Below are 17,501 nucleotides of genomic sequence, written 5' to 3'. Positions count from 1 at the left end.
CCGGCCTTTGTTCCGCGCACCCTGCGAAAAGTTGTCTTGTTAGTCTTTATTATCCGCCGCTTGAGCCAGGGAAAGGGCTTTTGGGGGCCGGCTATTCAGCGAGTTAGCAGCGCCCGAACAAACACTCTGCAGCTAAAGCTCCATACGAGGCCTTAACGGAAATGAACAGTAAACAATAAAGTCCTAACGTTGAAACCAATTTTGGGTAACTGGTCCCAACATTAGGACCTATCCCACCAGGGCGAAGGCGGTCACCATCGGATGAGCCCTATTTTCAACAGGGTGGCGTCCCTATTGGGCCACCACCTCCACAGGAATTCAGCAAAAAAATTTTAACCTGAAGCGGATTTTCCCGATTACCGTATTTTTCCAGGCGGATAACGTTTTATCACGTCCTTGTGCCATTTATACGGCTTTGACGTGTCCATATCCAGGCCTACATAGCCTTCGCTAAGGGTTATGCCTCCGGGCAATCTGGCCCCCACTTGCCATCCGCTGTTTGAGAACCAGAAATACACCCCCCGCCCCAAGTCAAAATACACCTGGACGCCGGGCCAGTAGCGGTATTGATGCTTGGCCCGATAACCATGCGCCGGCGCCCACGGTGGCGGCCCACCGCCCGGCTTGGTTGGAGCCCCCACAGTCGGACTTCCGACTGTGATGCCTATATTGACCCCGTTTTTGCCGGAATTCTTTTTGGCCTGTCCAGGCGGAATCCCCCCTGGCGGCTTGGCCAGGGCAGGTAAACTAAACACCAAGGCAGCGGAGATTAAAAGCGCCTTGACTAAAAAAAGCCTTTTCATATTTTGGCTCCCAAGGAGTCCCGTTTGTTTCAAGATTGGTCGTTAACTGCTCAATCAATCAAAGTTTTTCAAAAGCATCCTTGCTCATAACAAGTCTACCAAAGCTGTTAATTATCCACAAACGGAGGGTAGAACGTAATTTTTTAATATAGCAGTATATAAGCTTATTCTGGCCAGATGCATCTCGATTATAACGGTGCCCCCCAATTTTAAGACAGGTAGGCGGCGAAAATAAGGTTGAATTGGCCAGTCATTTTTAAGCCGCCTTTGGCAGTGCCCGAAAGTATGCCTCATCCGGGGTGTGGTCTTCCAGTGAGGAATGAGGTCTTTCGGAATTATAGAAACCAATCCATGTTGCCAACCCCTTTCTCAGCGAGCAGGGATCCGCATATTCGTTGATGTATACGCACTCGTACTTGAGCGACCACCACAGTCGCTCGATGAAAACATTGTCCCTCCAGGCCCCCTTGCCATCCATGGATATCTTGATGTCGTGTTCTTTCAGAAGCCCCGTGAAGGCAAGAGAGGTGAATTGGCTTCACTGATCTGTGTTGAAGATGTCAGGTATTCCGTAATCCCTGACGGCGTCCTCCACGGCGGCCAGGCAAAAATCAGTCTCCAGGGTGTTTGACAAGCGCCAGGAGAGGATCTTGCGGGTATGCCAATCCATGACGGCCACCAAGTGCATGAAGCCCCTGGGCATCGGCAAAAAGGTGATGTCGGCGGCCCAGACTTGGTTGGGTCGGTCAATAGCGAGCCCTCTCAGCAGGTACGGATAGACCGGGTGTTTCGGGTGTGGCCTGGTGGTTTTGGGCCGGGGATACACAGCCTCCAAACCCATCTTCCTCATCAGGCGGCGCACCTTTTTCCGATTAATGCCGTAACCCTTCCTACGCAGGTGGCTGGTCATCCGGCGGCTGCCGAAGAATGGGGCTTTTAGCCACTGCTCGTCTATCAAGCGCATCAGCTTCAGGTTTAGCGGCGATTCCCCCTTGCCGTGATAATAGAACGATGAACGGGACACCCGCATCAGGGCGAATTGCCGGGTGATGCTGAGCCGTCGGTGTTTGGGAGTTATCATGTCCAACCTCCGAGCGTGGCTCAACGTCCGAAGGCCTTGGCTAAAAAACCCCTCTCCACGGTCAGTTCGCCGATTTTGGCGTGCAACTCCTTTATACGGGCTTCCTGGTCGTCTTGCCGGGGGCTGCGGCCCCCCTTGGCAAAGGTGTCGGCCATACCGTCCATCGCCTGCTTTTTCCACTTGGTGATCATGGTGGGGTGGACCTCGTAACGTGACGCCAACTCGGCGATCGTCATCTCGCCCTTAATCGCTTCAAGTGCCACCTTGGCCTTGAAAGAGGCGCTGTGGGGTTTACGTTTGGCCATTTGCATCCTCCATCTTTCTCGGTCAATTCTACCTTAAGCACCTGTCCGACTTTTGGGGACCACCTCTAACGGCATGGGCTGGTCCTTCCATGAACAGTACCTTGCCCATGGCAAACCACGGCAGAAGGTTATGGATGATCCTGAATTCCGCCCTTTGGTTCAAAAGATTCATGCGGCGATAAGCCGATTTCAGGATGAGTGGGACCCGGAGCAGTGATCACTTTAGCCGCCAACACATAGATTGGGAAAGTCTGTTCAAACTTTTAACGGGTACTTTGAACCACTGTCGTAAAGCCCATTATTGACCGATACCGGGTTGAGGTCCCGCTTTTGGGCCGCCACATACCATTGAACATGGGCATTTCACCACGAAAACCGTGCTTCGGGGCCTATTTGGCCTCATATATGACCTGTCCGGCCTCCTAATAGTATCCGGGATCGGGTATCGGGGAAGAATTGGAAAATTTTAGCATAGAAACGATTATGTTTATTGACACATCGAAAAACATTGCCCGAATCGCATGGAGAACAATCCCGTTCAATCAGATATCATAAGTCCACACCCACGGGGTAATGAGGGGCTGCACAGGGGCATGGTGAACTGTGGGCAATCCAACTCCCATTAGTCAAATTGAACATTAAGCCTGGGAAGGGGGCCAGCACCTTGCTTGGAAAGGCCCTGAAGTGGATTCTAAGAGGCGTTCAAGTCCGACCGGGGGCACCGCCTTCTATTCATCCAAATAAAGGCTGGAAGTGTACAATGGGGCAACAAGCCTTTGTCGGGACTGATTGCAGGTTTGCAATAAAAGGCAAGTAGGACCAAAGAATGGAACCGTTTTTCCAACTTAATTGAACAATATAGGGTTTTCAGTGGCGCTTGGGGCTGTAATCGTGGCATTATGCTGGTGATCAAGCCTGTCCTGTTGATATCGTTAGCTATTCAGACTGTGGAGGGGGACCATTGGCTATTAATTACACTACTAAGCTCATCAAGGTAGGCAGCCTAAGATTAGATCCAAAAAATACCCGTATTCCCGTAGGTAACCGCTCAGAAGATCAGAGACAGATACTACACTGGCTTCTTGAAAATGAAAATGTGAGTGATTTAGCCAAAAAGATTGCTCGTAGGGGACTTTTCCCACAGGAACTACTGATAGCGGTGCAGGAAGGCAAAAAGTACATTGTCTTAGAAGGGAACCGGCGGCTTGCTGCCATCAGGCTCTTGATGGCCCCGGAGTTAGCCTCAACACCTCAGCAGGTCACAAATTATAAAAAGCTATCATCACAAACAGACCTGACTAGGTTGGGCAAACTGGATGTTGTTGTCGTTAATACCAGACTAGACGCTGCTCCGATCATTTCAGCAGTTCATACTCACATTCCCAAAAAACGATGGGATAGCCTTCAACAGGCCCAGTATTTCCGGGAATTAAGTGAAGAAGGTTTATCACCCGAAGAGGTAGCAGACAAAACTGATGAAACTCTTGGCCACGTGAGGAGTTTACTGCGGTCCGAAAAACTATACCAATTGGCACTTACCCTTGAATATCCAGAGGCAATAAGAAACAAAATCCAAAACCCAAGATTCCCGCTTACCACCTTAGAACGTTTTATCGAATCAACTCACGGACGAAAACTGCTAGGGATTGAACTGGATGACATATTAGGATTTGCGGGAAAGGTTCACACTGATAGATTCAAGGCCGTTCTGGCGCAAATAATGAATGATATTGTGACTGAGGACAGCTTTACACGACAGATAAACAAGTCTTCTGACTGGGAAAAATATATCGCCAAGGTAGAGGCCAAGTTACCAAAAACCAAAAAACGTGGCAAGTTTATTCCTGACGATATACTACCGGGAGGTAATTCCAGCCCTGGTCCCAAAAAACAACCTCCAAAACCACCGGCCAAAAGAGCACCAAGAAAGTCCAGAAGTGTTGTTCCTTACGGTTTTAATTGTACTTGTAAAAACCAAAAAGTACGTGCAGTCTTCAATGAGCTTAAGTCCATAAAGATCGAGTCACACCCAAACTCCACCGGAGTCATGCTCCGCGTCTTGCTTGATATAGCTTTATGGACATTTATAACCGAATACAAACATGATACAAAGGCTTGTGATTTTGCAGATAAAAATGGAAAACAGCGAAGAAACAACCCACAATGGACACCGCCCATTAAGAAATTGATCAGCTATTCGGTGAAAAACCGCATTTTTTCAGGGATGTCAGCAGATGGGTATAAGGCGTTAGGTTCACTTGCAGCGGGTGATGCGGATTACTTCATTACTATTGAAGGATTCAATGCTTTCACTCATAATCCCTTCGTTACCCCCACAGAGTCAGACATTCGGAAGCTATGGGAACGGGCAGAACCAATGCTTGAAATCATCCTTAGATAGGCATAAATGGAAGTGAGTTTAAATGTCTGAACCATATAGCCCACTTAGATATCCAGGCGGCAAGGCTAAATTATCACCATTTCTTATTCAAGTACTTGCCCATAACAGTATTGTCGAACCACATTACGTAGAACCTTACGCAGGTGGAGCCGGGGCTGCTCTGAGACTTTTATTTGAAGAATACGTCGAAAGTATCACCATAAATGATGCAGATTATCGTATCAGATGCTTCTGGGATGCCGTCACTGGTTACAATGAAGAGTTTTTAGATTTATTGACCAAAACCGAGGTTAGTGTTGCTGAATGGTACGAGCAAAGAAAAATTTATGAGGCTGGTAATGTAGAGGATATTCTAAAACTTGGATTCGCGACTTTTTTTTTAAACCGCACAACCAGATCAGGAATAATTCATAACGGGGGTCCGATCGGTGGATATGAACAAAACGGGAAGTATAAAATTAATGCCAGATACAATAGGGATCAGCTTGCCCGAAGGATTTATCGGATCGGGGCCTATGCCGATAGGATCAAAGTATCTGGGCTTGACGGTCTGGATTGTATAAAAGAAGTAAGTCACAGCCAAACCGCAGACCGTACTTTCATATATCTTGATCCACCATACTATGTGAAGGGGGCATCGCTATATATGAACAGATTTACCCATGTCCAGCATCAGCAACTCGCTGATCACTTACTTTCATCTAGCCATACTCCTTGGGTCTTAACCTACGATAATGTTGGCCCGATCAGAGCCCTGTATAATACACTTCCTCAAATCCAGTTTACGCTTGGCTATAGCGCGTATACTTATCGCGAAGGGAAAGAGGTATTAATACACTCAAACACACTTAACGTGCCTCAAGAAGCGGTACAATCCCTGCCAACGATTCACTTTAACACGTCAGGTGTCAAACATGATCTTTAGCTTTGACCATGAATAGCATTACCTACTCTGTCATCCACTTAAGGATCAATTTTGAGGTTGGATGCTGGACTTCGGTGGGAAGGTTACTGAAACCGACTCTAAACCATGTTCAACGGGATGCCCATAGACTGTCAGTCTATCAGAGGTGAGACTCATATATTCGAACGTGCAATATTTGGACTAGATGACAGGGAAACCGGCCTATGCGCAGTCACCAGTGGAAGCTTTCCTTTTGGCTAAAGCCTTGATTGGCATTGCTCCCTAAGTCCAAGAGCAACCATATCGCCTTGCCAGCATGCTCCCCACCTAAATAAACCGGTCGATAGACTTCAAATCACGGTTTTCCGTTCAACTGGGGGAAATGGTGGGGGAAAACCAATTTTTGAAAAATAAAAAAGGTCGCCGGCCGGCGACCTGCTTCTTGCTTTTTTTTAGTGGTAGCGGGGGGAGGATTTGAACCTCCGACCTTCGGGTTATGAGCCCGACGAGCTACCGAACTGCTCCACCCCGCGTCACTGGAGCCAACTATAGCGTCGAACCCCTAACCTGTCAATACGTTGAGAATTTTATCTGCAATCTATTTGTAACCCCACCGGCAGGCCGATCCATGGGGAATTTTCACGCCAGACGCCCGATCCACCTATTTATATATGGGCAAACCCACTACTTTATACAATTCAGACCAGAATAGAAGGCCTCGCGCCTTGAACCCCCATGAGCTGTGAGATAGACTGATTGCTCGTATATCTTCACCGCGTATACCCCGGCCTTGCCGGTTTGTTTGGAGGTTCACCATGAGCATTCTGGTTAATGAAAACTCCCGCATTGTGGTTCAAGGGCTCACCGGCAAGGAGGGCATGTTCCACGCAGAGAAGATGATCGAGTACGGCTCCAAGGTGGTGGCAGGCGTCACCCCGGGCAAGGCAGGGCAAAAAGCTCTGGATGTGCCCATCTTTAACACGGTTGGCGATGCGGTCAAAGAGACCGGGGCCAACGTTTCCGTGATTTTTGTACCGGCGCGTTTTGCGGCCGACGCCATCTGCGAGGCCAGCGAGGCCGGTGTGGATCTGGTGGTCGCAATCACAGAGCACATTCCGGTCAAGGATATGATCATGGCCAAAAACGTGCTCAAGGCCAACAACACCAAGATGGTCGGCCCCAACTGCCCCGGCGTCATCAGCCCGGGCAAATGCAAGGTCGGCATCATGCCCGCCTATATCCACAAACAAGGCAAGATCGGCCTGATCAGCCGTTCAGGCACCCTTACTTATGAAGTGGTACACCAGCTCACCCAAGCCGGATTGGGCCAGTCCACCTGCATCGGCATGGGCGGAGACCCAATAATTGGCCTGGACTTTTTGGCGCTGCTCAAATTATTTGCAGAAGACCCGGATACCGAGGCCGTGGTCATGATCGGCGAGATCGGCGGTGATGCCGAGGAAAGAGCCGCCGCCATGATCAAAGAAGAAAAATATCCCAAACCGGTCTTTGGTTTTGTGGCGGGGCTCACCGCTCCTCCGGGCAAGCGCATGGGCCATGCAGGCGCCATAGTAAGCGGCAGCAAGGGCAAGGCTTCGGATAAGATTGAAGCAATGGAAAACGCGGGTATAACTGTAGTTCGCAAACTGGGTGAATTCGGCGCGCAAGTGGCCAAAACACTGGCGGGCTGACCCTTTAACCAAAACAAAAATTAAAGCTCATGATCGGCATAGGACTAATAGGTTTAGGCCGGGTGGGCAGAGGCCTTTTCAGGGAAATCCTTTGCCGTGGCGGATATGAGGTCAGGGCCGTCTCCGAGGTCAACCCCCAAAATCGGGAGACCAAGGAGACGGCCGCCAATCTGGCCTATCTTCTGGCACATGACACCACCTACGGCCCCTGTAACCAGGAAATTTCTTGTACGGAAGGCAATATCCTGGTTAACGGGGCACAGTTGCGCCTTTTTCTCAACCAAGCCCCCCAAGACATAGACTGGGCCGGTTTGGGAGTAGAGGTGCTTATCGACGCAACCGGAGATCCCGGTTCTGTGGAAAAGGCATCAAGCCTGGCCCCGGAAAAGGTGAAAAAGGTTCTAATCACCAGAAGCGTGAATAAAGCCCAGGCCACCTTGGCCAGGGGGGTCAACTTTGATGACTACGATCCCCGGAACCATCACGCCATCTCCTGTTCCACCTGTACGGCCAACGCCCTGGCCCCCACCTTGAAGGTGTTGGACCAGGCCTATGGGGTGGACCAAGTCTCTGTTACCAGCGTACACCCCGCTTTATCCGGCGACTCCCTTTTGGATTCACCGGCCGGGGAATTTTCCGCCGGTCGCTCAGGCCTTGGTGTGCGTCCGGTGAACAGCTCCGTTCCCCGCACAACGGCTCAGCTCTTGCCTGAACTCGAGGGCAAAATCATGGCCATGACCCTAAGGGTTCCCACTTTGGTGGTGAACGCCCTTATGGTGGATGTGGTATTAAAAGACCCGCCTCAGAGCAAGGCCCAGGTGACGGAAATTTTCCAAACTGCCTCTCAGTCTGAGCTGAAAGATGTGCTATGCTTGGACCAGGGATTCTGCGGAAGGCCCAAGGTGGCAGGCGACTTCATCCAAACCACCTTTTCCGCAGTAATTGATAACAACTGGCTCGATCTCAACGGATCTTTTTTACGTATGCTGATCTGGCACGACAATGAATATGCCTATTGCTGTCGGGTGGTGGACACCCTGGAGGTTATTACGGGAAAATTCTAGTTCTTGCCTAAATTAGAATAAGGGAGGCCAGCATGCCGATAACCAAACACGGATACCCAAGGCCCATGATCTTGAAAGACGGCAGCGAGGTATGGCTGCGCCCCCTTGATTCCAAGACAGACGGAGACCAGCTGCTGGATTTCTACCGCCGCATCCCGGCCACAGACCGCTGGTATCTGTTAAACGACGTAAGTGACGAACGGATCGTAAGGGATATAATCTTAAACTATGATCCCCGCCTGGTTATCCCCATTGTGGCCACAGGTGAAGACGGGCGCATACTTGGCAAGGCCACTTTATACCGCTACTTTCCAGGCGCCAGGGGGCACATAGCCCGGGTCAGGGTGGTTCTGGATCCCTGGCAAAGGCATCAGCGCCTGGGCACTTACATGCTTCTGGATCTTATCCAGCTTGCAGTCAACATGGGCCTCACCATATTGGTTGCGGAATACATCAAGGGAATAGAAGACCAGGCCATCCAGGCCGCAGGCACTTTGGATTTTTTCGCGCAGGCGGTTTTGCCGAACCACGTGAAAGACCCCAGGGGCAATTACTATGACCTGGTCCTCATGGTTAAAAGGCTGCATCAGGGCTACGAGGATTATTAAACCGACCCAACCAAAGAAAGTTTGATGGCAAAGCCTGATAAAGAGATAGTCCAATCCTCCAAGGGCCCAATAGAGGTCCGTTCCTATGTAACGCCCGAATATATAGACTCCTGTGAACTGGACGAGGGCATAGGAGTCTTTCCCCAATACCGCTCCCTTTTGACCAGCAAAAAAAGCCTTAGAAGCCTGGCCGCGGAAAAAAAGAACAACCTTTGCCTTTGTGTGGATGAAGGCAACCATATTGTGGGCTATTGCGTGCGCAGAAAACCCCCTTCAGACGAACGCTGGGCCGAGATGGACCCGCCTTTACTCTTTGAAGTGCTGGGGGAAAACGCCAGGGGCTGGCGGAGTCATGGCCTGATGAAGCCCATGTTGCGGCTCATCTGCAATGAACCGGAAAACGAAGACCGCATTCTATATATTGTGGGATACACCTGGACCTGGGACATGGAAGAGACCCACAAGACCCTTCAGGAATACAGGGACACCATTATCCACCTTTTAACGCCTTATGGTTTCAGGCAATACCCCACCAATGAACCCAATGTCAGTCTCAGGGCGGAAAACCTTTTTATGGCCCGGCTCGGCGAAAACATCGAAAGGCCGGTGAAAAGGAACTTTACCAACCTGTTGTTCGGCATCAGGGAAGACTGACCTTAAAACAACATGCAAAACAAAAACAAAACAGATCAGGCCCAGTCTGAAACTATAAAAATCCTGCGCCTCATTGCCCGTCTTAATGTCGGCGGCCCGGCCCGGCTTATGGCCTGGCTTATGACCGGACTGCCCAAGGACCGGTTTGACCAAATACTTGTGGCGGGCAAAGTAGCGCCGGATGAAGACGACCTCGGTCCCTGGCTAAAGGAACAAGGCATCGCATACCGGATTCTGCCCCAAATGGGCCGGGCGATCAGCCCCTTTAAAGACATCTCAAGCCTCTTTGCCATAATCCGGCTTTTGATAAAGCATAAACCGGATATACTGGCCACAGAGACCTCCAAAGCGGGTTTTCTGGGCAGGGCGGCGCTCCTCGTCTATCGCCCCTGGGCCCGGCTCACAGGCAGGCCCCTGCCCAAGGCCATACACACCTTTCACGGGCACACCTTCAGCGGTTATTTCAGCCCGGCCAAGGCCAGGCTGTTTTTAGGGCTGGAACGCTTTCTGGCCCGGTTTGCCACCTGGCGGATCGTGGTGATCAGCCCTCTTCAATTCCGGGAAATATGCCATACCTATAAAGTTGGCAATGAAGAACAGTTCTTTACCCTGCCTTTGGGGATAGACCTGGGTCAATTCTCCCAACTGCAAAAAAACAGGGATATATTCAGAAAAGAACTGGGCATCAAAGAAGAGCAAAAACTCATCTGCGCGGTGGGAAGGGTGGCCAAGGTCAAAAACTACGGCCTGTTTCTTGAAGCCGCGGCCGAGCTGGCCGGGCTAAAGCCGGAGCTCTTTCAAAATTGCCTTTTCGCCATCATCGGCGGAGGGTTAGATGAAGATATGGAGCAGCTAAGCCAAAAGGCCGGGGAATTGGGCATCAGCGACCAGGTCATTTTCTGCGGCAACCGCTCAGATCCGGAGGCCTTTATCCCCGGTATGGATATTCTGATGCTCACCAGCCTGAACGAGGGCACGCCTTTGGCCATACTTGAGGCCGGAGCATGCGGAAAACCGGTTTTAGCCACCCGGGTGGGCGGAGTCACAGACCTTTTGGGGGAAGCGTCCCACCCCCAATTAGCACCCGGCTTATCTAAATTAGAGAGGGGACTGGGCGCGGAGAGCCAAAATTCAAAGGCCCTGGCCCAGGGTCTTGCCTGGATTTTGCAAAACCCGGATCAAGCCGCGGGCCTTGGCCTGGCGCTTAAAATGCATGTGGAAAAGCGGCATACCAAAGATGTGATGGTAAAGAGCCTGGCTGAGCTCTACCTCAAGGCAAACTAAAAAAAACCTCGTCCTAGTCAAACCGGCCTGTTTTGGGGCTCAACCATACTTTCCCAAAGGGAGATCACAGCTTGTTTGCGCTCCATAAGGGAATCATAGCATTCATCCACATCCGCCATTGTTAGGCGCAGACCGTCCAAGGCCTGGGTGTGGATGCCCATGGCGTCCGGCCGGTAGGTGCCGCCCAGACCGGTCATGCGGGCCAGGTTGTCCGCAATATGCACCACGGCGATCATATTGAAAAAGGGATGATAAGGTCTTGGTTTATGATGGCGCCCCAAGACTTCCGCGAACATTTCGGGCAATTTCCACTCTTGGCTTATGTGTTGCCCAACCTCCTGGTGGCTCATGCCCAGGACCTCTTCAGCCTCGAGCAAGAAATAACTCCGTTCCTTTATCAACCTTTTTAAAACAAGCATCTCATCCGGAAAAAACGCGGCTAAAATAACCTTGCCCACATCATGCAACAGGCCTGCGGTAAAGGCCATCTCGGCATCCACCTTGCCGGTTTTTTCAGCCACAATGCGGGAGGCCTCGGAAGCCAAAAGCGAGTGAAGCCACATTATCTCCGCCTCGCGGCGATCCTTGAATGTCTCGGGATGCATATAGTTCATCAAGCTGAGCCCCATGCAGAGGTTGCGCACCTCGTTATAGCCGATCGCCACCACAGCCCGGCTCACGGAAGTAATCTCATGCCTGAATCCATAATAAGGTGAATTGGCAACCGCCAGCAGCTTGGCGGTCAGGGCCTGATCGTGACGGATAATCTTTTCCAGATTTCCCACGGAAGACTTGGGATCATCCAATGTGGCTATGATCAATGCCAGGATAGTAGGTAAAGTCGGCAGGTTTCTGATTCTGCGTAAATATTTTTTAAACATGCGCCACTTTTCAGATCAACAGGTAAAAGACAATCGTATTACGAAAGGAAAATAGGTTTTTATTTTTCACTTTATATGATAATCACCTGAAAAACCATACAAGTCAAGGCGATACTAATACCCCTGATTAAAGAATAACTTGCCTGCTCTACCTGAAGCGTGATGAAAAGAAGTAGCCTGTCCTAACAATACTTTAGCACTATTAAGGGCCCTTCATTACCTTTTCTTAAAGGACAAACAACCGGACAATAGAGCTAATGAAAAAGCCTTATTCCTGGGATATACCGAAAAGCACTTTGCTTTTCCCTAATGATGAAGAATCTGGTACTAATGTATCTGCTTCTGAAAGCAGATTTAATGATCTACCCTATGGGGAAATGGCATTTAATCATTCTTTGGACGGCATTGCCGTTACCAACTCCAACTGGGTGATCAAAAAAGCCAACCCTTCCTTAGTGCGAATTTTGGGCTACAGCCTGGATAGCCTCACCGGTATGGACCTCACCCAAATGCTTGATCAGCTCAATGGGATGGATTTTCGCACCAGAGCCAAAAGGTCAATGCAAGACAGCGGCTGGTGGCAAGGCGGTGTGCGCTTTTGTCTGGCATACAATGAAAAAAAGCATTACTGGACCACCTTTCACCCCATATTGGATGCCCAGGGGAAAATCGACCATGTGATAATCACCCTTCGGGACCTTGAAATTCATCAGGCCTTGGAGGAAGGCGACTTTTCCGCTGTTCAATACGATGTTCTGACCAAGCTGCCCAATCGAACCCTTTTCCGGGATCGCCTTAAAGTGGCTTTGGCCACTGCGCGGCGTAATCAAGCAGGCCTGGCTGTTCTGTTCCTGGACCTGGATAATTTTAAAACCATAAACGACAGCTTGGGACATGCAACAGGAGACCATCTTCTCAAGGCCGTTGCCCAAAGGCTTCTTGAATGCCTGCGGGAAGAGGACACAGTATCACGGGTGGGCGGCGACGAATTTTTGGTGCTCCTGCCGGGAACCGAAAGCAAAGAAGCTGCCGATATTGTAGGCCGGCGCATCCTTCGCGCCTTTGAAAGGCCGTTAGTAGCGGAAGATCATGAGCTTTATACCAGCTTCAGCATAGGCATCGCCATTTTTCCCGAACACGGCAAGGATTCCGAAGGCCTCATTAAAAAAGCCGATATGGCCATGTATCATGCCAAGGAAAACGGCAAACATAAATGTCAGGTCTTCTGCAACAGTCTGCGCAACCAGGCCAAGCGGCGTTACCTGCTCGAGCAAAACCTGCGCAAGGGTTTTGAGCGTCAAGAATTTGTGGTTCACTACCAGCCCAAGGTGAAACTCTCTTCCGGCCTGGTCATGGGCATAGAGGCGGTCGCCCGCTGGCAAAGGCCGGAATTGGGCCTGGCCCCTCCCAGGGAGTTTATCCCCCTGGCCGAAGAAACCGGATTAATCGTTCCCTTGGGTGAGTGGATCCTTAAACAGGCCTGCATGACAGCAGACGGACTCCGCAGGGTTGGTCAAAAGGATCTTACCGTCTCGGTTAACATCAGCGCCCGCCAACTGCTTTGGCAACATGATTTTGTGGCCATGGTGGAGGCTGCCTTACAGGAGTCGGGCCTGCCGCCCCACGCGCTGGAACTTGAGCTGACTGAAAAAGTCATCATGCACAATATTGACGCCAGTATAGAGGTAATGGGCCGCCTGAAAAACCAGGGCGTGAAAATTAGCGTAGACAACTTCGGGACCGGCCTGTCCTCTTTGCGGTATTTAAAGAAAGCCCCCATAGACATAATCAAGATCGACCGCAGTTTTATCCAGGAACTCCCCAAGGACCCGTCGGTGGTATTGGGTATTATATCCCTGGCCAAGGAACTTGGGCTTACGGTAGTCGCCGCCGGGGTTGAATACAAACAACAGATGGAGTTCCTGTATGCCCATGGCTGTGAATTCGTTCAGGGCTATGCCGTAAGCCCGGCCCTGCCTGCCGAAACCCTGATAACCTTGTTAAAGCAGGAATCCTGGCGCCTTTTCTAGCCAATCCCTTTTTAATCACTTCCCTGAAGCCTATAACCAGTTGACGACCCCAAAACTCAATGGTACAGAGATAGGGCAAACAAAACCAGATGCGGAGGGATGGCCGAGTGGTCGAAGGCGGCGGTCTTGAAAACCGTTGACCGAAAGGTCCGTGGGTTCGAATCCTACTCCCTCCGCCAACATACCTTATCTTACTGCGTTTCTTAATAAATCAGTAAAAAACACCGCAAATTTGCTCAACTGTTACAGTTCCCTGTTACAGCGGAGTGAAAAATCATGTCCAAAATGGGCCGCCTGGTTCGTCGTGGAAACGTCTATTATCACCGTGCTTCCATCCCCGCAGACATCAAGGACACCTACCCCAAGAGTGAAGAGACTTTCTCGCTTAGAACCAGGGACTACCGGGAAGCTGTGAAGCTGGTGAGAGTGGCTGCGGTTGAGGTGGATCTGAAGTTTGAGGAACACCGAAGGAAAATAGCCGGGCAAAGGTTGGTTCAACAGGCCAGGGCTGTAGTTGAGGCTGAACAAAAGGCTAAGGCAAGGGTTAAACCTGAAGAAAAGCCCAAGCCTAAAAACAGCGAGAAAGCAAGGCCAAGGGCCAAGGAGTGTGAAGCGCCCAAGGCAAAACCACAGGCCAAGGCCGTTAGCAGTAACCCTCAAGACGGCGACAAAAAAACAGAAGGTGAATTCAGCTTGAAAAGCCTGGGAAATGGGAATATCACCTCATCTCACAGGTTTAATGATTTACCGTCCATCAGGATGCTATTGGGGGATGCACTTAGAATGCCTGAACTCACCATGGATCAGATTAACCAGATTGTTCACAACTTCATAGTTCGTGACCTTAACGAGTTTGAAAACTGGAAGATAGACAGGGAAAGGCCGCTCACTGAACAAGAAATTGACCGTTATTTTGATAACCTGGATGTTTGCGACTTTGTCATCATGGAACCGGTCAACTCCTCGGACTACACCCAGTTTCAGCATGTGGCCAAAGATGAGCTAAAACGAATCGGGCTGAGCCTGCCCACCTCTTCCCTCAGCTTCAAGCGGCTTGCCTGGGAACTCACCAAGGCAATTCAAAAAGTCAATAGAATCAAGATGGATAGGCTTCATGGTCGGTATGGTGATCAATACGCAGACCCCCAATATGGGTCATACCTGCCTATGGGAGAAAAAAAGCGAAAGTCCAAAAAGCCTGAGGTTGAGACAACCATCACCATGCGCAAGGCTGTGGATAAGTTCACCAAGCACAAGGTGCGAACTGGAGCCTGGAACAAGGGCACCATAATGGACCTCAACCCAAAAATAGAGCTTTTCCTGCAAGTTGTTGGTGAAAAGACCCTGGTCAGTGAACTTACCCTGCCCCAGGTCCGCAGGTATGCCAACAAGGTTTACGGCCTCTCCGGCAAAACCACAGGCAGTAAAATCACACCCAAGGCCATTATCAACCACTTTTCCATTATCAAGGCATTGTTAACTTGGCTGAAAGGTCAGGGATACGGCCTTAGAGATGGGCTTAAGGGAGTACTGGTGGTTGAGGGCAAGAAGCGCAAGCACTCTTCACCCATCAAGGCCTACACATCTCAAGACCTACACAAGCTGTTTGTGGAAAGCCGTTGGTATGCACAGGATCTAATTAACAAAAGACACCCTTCCAAGTTCTGGGTGCCGCTTTTGGCTCTGTTCACAGGAGCCAGGTTGGAAGAAATAGCACAGCTATTGACCGCAGACATCAGGCAGGTTGAAGGCATATGGTGCATGGATATCAATAACAACCTTCCTCCACAAGCAGGTAAGTCCAGGGGGTTAAAGAAGTCCGTAAAAACAGAAGCAGGAGAACGCAAGATCCCTCTACACCCCTTTTTGCTCGAGGATCTCCAATTCCTGGACTATGTGCAGGGTGTTGACCCCAACGGCAGGCTGTGGCCTGAGTTAAAGCTCAGCACAGCCAAGCAGAAGTACAGCTATGCCATAGGCCAATGGTGGAGCAGGTTGAAAAAAGAGGCAGGATTTGGCAATGATAAGAACTTCCATTCCCTGCGCCACACCTTTACAAACTGCTGTAAGCAAAGTGATATTGACCGGAGCAAAACCAAGGAGGTTTTAGGTCATGAGCAGCAGGATATAACCTGGGGAACTTATGCAGAGAAGTATTCGGTCAAGATTCTTTATGCAGATGTGATCAGCCGCATTGACTTTGGGGTGGACTTAACCAGCCTGAAGAATTCCAAGTTCGTTAAGAAATAACTTATTGCAATAACAGGATTAATTCAGAGGCAAAGAAAGGATGCCCCGAGTAAAACAACAGAGCTGGTGAAGTTTATCTTTGGTGTTTTAGCGTTAATAGGTAAGAAGAAAAAATAAATATTGTCAATTGGCCTTCAAATAGCCTTGCCAGGGCCATAGCTTATTAAACCCCATGATGAGCTATAGATAAAAACAGAAAACCTCACAGCGGGGCCATACGTAAGCCTGACGGGATTTATGGGTTAATGGAAGGTTTCTAGTTCAGGTGAACCATTTAAATTTGTGAGGTTTATCTGTGCCGCTTACAGATAAGGTCTTTCATGGCCAGCAGGCAAGGGTTTAAACCAAAGGGGCAGATGGCCCAAGGCACAGGGACAACAAACATGCTGTTAACCAGCAAAGCAAACACAGACATAACATGATCCTTTTTAGCTGTGTGATTCGTAGACATCCTTTCAATGTGGTAGAAAGGATGGATTATGGCTCCAGAAGCAATGAAACGACTGAAAGGGATAGAGGTTTATGAGGCTACGGGCCATGCTGGTCGAACGTGCCTCAAGTGCGGGATTACACATCCAACATTACGGAAATGGCAGATGAGGTATAAATCTGTAGGGCCTGCCGGGCTGGAAAACCGTAGCCGTCGTCCTGTTCGCTCTCCAAATCGTTAGCTTACAGAACAGCATGAGCATTGGATTTTGGGCTTCCGTAAGTCGCACCTTGGAGCCAGAAGGATTCAAAACGAGTTCATATGGCCTCATGTACTGAAATTGTCTCTGGCAACGATCCATAAAGTCCTAAGACGTAATCAAGTGTCTCAGCTGATCCGACCGCAACGAAGATCCCATCTCTAGCGCTATGAGCGTCCTATCCCCAGCGATAGGGTACAGATGGATACCATGAAGCTGAAACCTGGCCTGTATCAATACACCGCTGTTGATGACTGTTCGCGCTTTCTGGTTGCTGCTCTATATACCAGACGCACCGCTGCCAACACTCTGCATTTTTTAGAAAAAGTCATGGAATAAATGTCATTCCCGGTACAGCGAATCCAAACCGATCGAGGAGGAGAGTTTTTCGCCCAAAAAGTGCAAAAACAGTTGATGGATTGGGCCATCAAGTTCCGACCGGTAAAGCCGAGATCTCCGCATCTTAACGGTAAGGTGGAGCGAGTTCAAAAGACGGTACTTTATGAATTTTACGCTTTGTCCGATTTGGATGACCCACAATTACAGGACCGCCTTGATGAATGGGTATTCCACTACAATTGGCTCCGTGGGCACGGGAGTTTGGGGGGGAAGGCTCCTATCGACCGAATAACTGAACGAAGTTCCAAAACCCCTTTCACCGAAGAGGTCGAAGCTATGTACGATCCGGCAAAGGAACACCTCAGGGAAGCAAACTACTTCCTTGATCTTCAATTGTCAAAACTGAAACGATCTCTGTGAATCGCACAGATCAACAGTCTCTGAACTTTCCTTCTTGCTCACATTTACGTTTTTGGTTTGGATTTTGCCCGGGAGTTCGAGACTGTCTTGTTTTCTG

At 49.8% G+C, this 17,501-nt stretch carries 11 protein-coding genes, 2 tRNA genes and 2 pseudogenes; 11 read left to right on the top strand and 4 right to left on the bottom strand.

All coding sequences use genetic code 11. From position 1 onward, the window contains the following. Positions 1 to 356: 356 nt before the first annotated feature. Positions 357 to 803 carry a hypothetical protein gene (locus X474_RS01765; protein WP_044346383.1) on the bottom strand — a complete coding sequence of 149 codons (447 nt, stop codon included), beginning with the start codon at positions 801 to 803 and terminating at the stop codon, positions 357 to 359. A 256-nt stretch (positions 804 to 1,059) separates the two neighbouring features. Next, positions 1,060 to 2,195, bottom strand: a pseudogene (locus tag X474_RS01760) (IS3 family transposase). A gap of 955 nt (positions 2,196 to 3,150) precedes the next feature. Here X474_RS01760 and X474_RS01750 point away from each other — a divergent pair. After that, positions 3,151 to 4,590, top strand: a complete 1,440-nt coding sequence (locus X474_RS01750) for a hypothetical protein (RefSeq protein WP_156360571.1) — start codon at positions 3,151 to 3,153, stop codon at positions 4,588 to 4,590. A gap of 22 nt (positions 4,591 to 4,612) precedes the next feature. After that, positions 4,613 to 5,515 (top strand): DNA adenine methylase, encoded by a 903-nt coding sequence (locus tag X474_RS01745; RefSeq protein WP_044346380.1) that lies wholly within the window; start codon positions 4,613 to 4,615, stop codon positions 5,513 to 5,515. 435 nt (positions 5,516 to 5,950) lie between these two features. On the opposite strand, the gene X474_RS01740 is transcribed toward X474_RS01745, so the two are convergent. Then, positions 5,951 to 6,027, bottom strand: a tRNA-Met gene (locus X474_RS01740). Between the two features lie 282 nt (positions 6,028 to 6,309). Here X474_RS01740 and sucD point away from each other — a divergent pair. The 5 genes from sucD to X474_RS01715 are packed head-to-tail and all read left to right on the top strand — an operon-like array spanning position 6,310 to position 10,795. Further along, positions 6,310 to 7,185 (top strand): succinate--CoA ligase subunit alpha, encoded by an 876-nt coding sequence (gene sucD / locus X474_RS01735; protein WP_044346379.1) that lies wholly within the window; start codon positions 6,310 to 6,312, stop codon positions 7,183 to 7,185. Between the two features lie 29 nt (positions 7,186 to 7,214). Next, complete coding sequence (locus X474_RS01730) at positions 7,215 to 8,249, top strand: glyceraldehyde 3-phosphate dehydrogenase NAD-binding domain-containing protein (protein WP_044346378.1); 1,035 nt, start codon at positions 7,215 to 7,217, stop codon at positions 8,247 to 8,249. 32 nt (positions 8,250 to 8,281) lie between these two features. Beyond that, positions 8,282 to 8,857, top strand: a complete 576-nt coding sequence (locus tag X474_RS01725) for a GNAT family N-acetyltransferase (RefSeq protein WP_044346377.1) — start codon at positions 8,282 to 8,284, stop codon at positions 8,855 to 8,857. A gap of 24 nt (positions 8,858 to 8,881) precedes the next feature. Next, entirely contained in the window at positions 8,882 to 9,511 is a 630-nt protein-coding gene (locus X474_RS01720; RefSeq protein WP_044346376.1) for a hypothetical protein, read from the top strand. Positions 9,512 to 9,523: 12 nt separating this feature from the next. Then, positions 9,524 to 10,795, top strand: coding sequence for a glycosyltransferase (locus X474_RS01715; RefSeq protein WP_044346375.1), 1,272 nt, complete (start codon positions 9,524 to 9,526; stop codon positions 10,793 to 10,795). Positions 10,796 to 10,812: 17 nt separating this feature from the next. Here X474_RS01715 and X474_RS01710 read toward each other — a convergent pair whose 3' ends face one another. After that, positions 10,813 to 11,676 (bottom strand): HDOD domain-containing protein, encoded by an 864-nt coding sequence (locus tag X474_RS01710; protein ID WP_044346374.1) that lies wholly within the window; start codon positions 11,674 to 11,676, stop codon positions 10,813 to 10,815. A 377-nt stretch (positions 11,677 to 12,053) separates the two neighbouring features. On the opposite strand from X474_RS01710, the gene X474_RS01705 reads away from it, so the two are divergent. The 4 genes and pseudogenes from X474_RS01705 to X474_RS25430 all read left to right on the top strand — a co-directional run bounded on the left by X474_RS01705 (position 12,054) and on the right by X474_RS25430 (position 17,404). Beyond that, positions 12,054 to 13,706 (top strand): putative bifunctional diguanylate cyclase/phosphodiesterase, encoded by a 1,653-nt coding sequence (locus tag X474_RS01705; protein ID WP_197281921.1) that lies wholly within the window; start codon positions 12,054 to 12,056, stop codon positions 13,704 to 13,706. Between the two features lie 93 nt (positions 13,707 to 13,799). Further along, a tRNA-Ser gene (locus tag X474_RS01700) sits at positions 13,800 to 13,885 on the top strand. Positions 13,886 to 13,982: 97 nt separating this feature from the next. Continuing rightward, positions 13,983 to 15,956 carry a DUF6538 domain-containing protein gene (locus X474_RS01695; protein ID WP_052514747.1) on the top strand — a complete coding sequence of 658 codons (1,974 nt, stop codon included), beginning with the start codon at positions 13,983 to 13,985 and terminating at the stop codon, positions 15,954 to 15,956. Positions 15,957 to 16,435: 479 nt separating this feature from the next. Then, positions 16,436 to 17,404: pseudogene (locus tag X474_RS25430) on the top strand (IS481 family transposase). Positions 17,405 to 17,501: the final 97 nt, after the last annotated feature.

This window comes from Dethiosulfatarculus sandiegensis, from assembly GCF_000931935.2.
Classification (GTDB): domain Bacteria; phylum Desulfobacterota; class Desulfarculia; order Desulfarculales; family Desulfarculaceae; genus Dethiosulfatarculus; species Dethiosulfatarculus sandiegensis.
The sequence above is the reverse complement of the archived record's forward strand: the minus strand, read 5'-3'. Positions and strand labels throughout refer to the sequence as shown.

Excerpts from the sequence above, each read along its gene's own strand:
- X474_RS01765 (WP_044346383.1), bottom strand. The coding sequence starts at position 803 with ATGAAAAGGCTTTTTTTAGTCAAGGCGCTTTTAATCTCCGCTGCCTTG.
- X474_RS01710 (WP_044346374.1), bottom strand. The coding sequence starts at position 11,676 with ATGTTTAAAAAATATTTACGCAGAATCAGAAACCTGCCGACTTTACCT.
- sucD (WP_044346379.1), top strand. The coding sequence starts at position 6,310 with ATGAGCATTCTGGTTAATGAAAACTCCCGCATTGTGGTTCAAGGGCTC.
- X474_RS01745 (WP_044346380.1), top strand. The coding sequence starts at position 4,613 with ATGTCTGAACCATATAGCCCACTTAGATATCCAGGCGGCAAGGCTAAA.
- X474_RS01730 (WP_044346378.1), top strand. The coding sequence starts at position 7,215 with ATGATCGGCATAGGACTAATAGGTTTAGGCCGGGTGGGCAGAGGCCTT.
- X474_RS01715 (WP_044346375.1), top strand. The coding sequence starts at position 9,524 with ATGCAAAACAAAAACAAAACAGATCAGGCCCAGTCTGAAACTATAAAA.
- X474_RS01720 (WP_044346376.1), top strand. The coding sequence starts at position 8,882 with ATGGCAAAGCCTGATAAAGAGATAGTCCAATCCTCCAAGGGCCCAATA.
- X474_RS01705 (WP_197281921.1), top strand. The coding sequence starts at position 12,054 with ATGGCATTTAATCATTCTTTGGACGGCATTGCCGTTACCAACTCCAAC.
- X474_RS01725 (WP_044346377.1), top strand. The coding sequence starts at position 8,282 with ATGCCGATAACCAAACACGGATACCCAAGGCCCATGATCTTGAAAGAC.
- X474_RS01695 (WP_052514747.1), top strand. The coding sequence starts at position 13,983 with ATGTCCAAAATGGGCCGCCTGGTTCGTCGTGGAAACGTCTATTATCAC.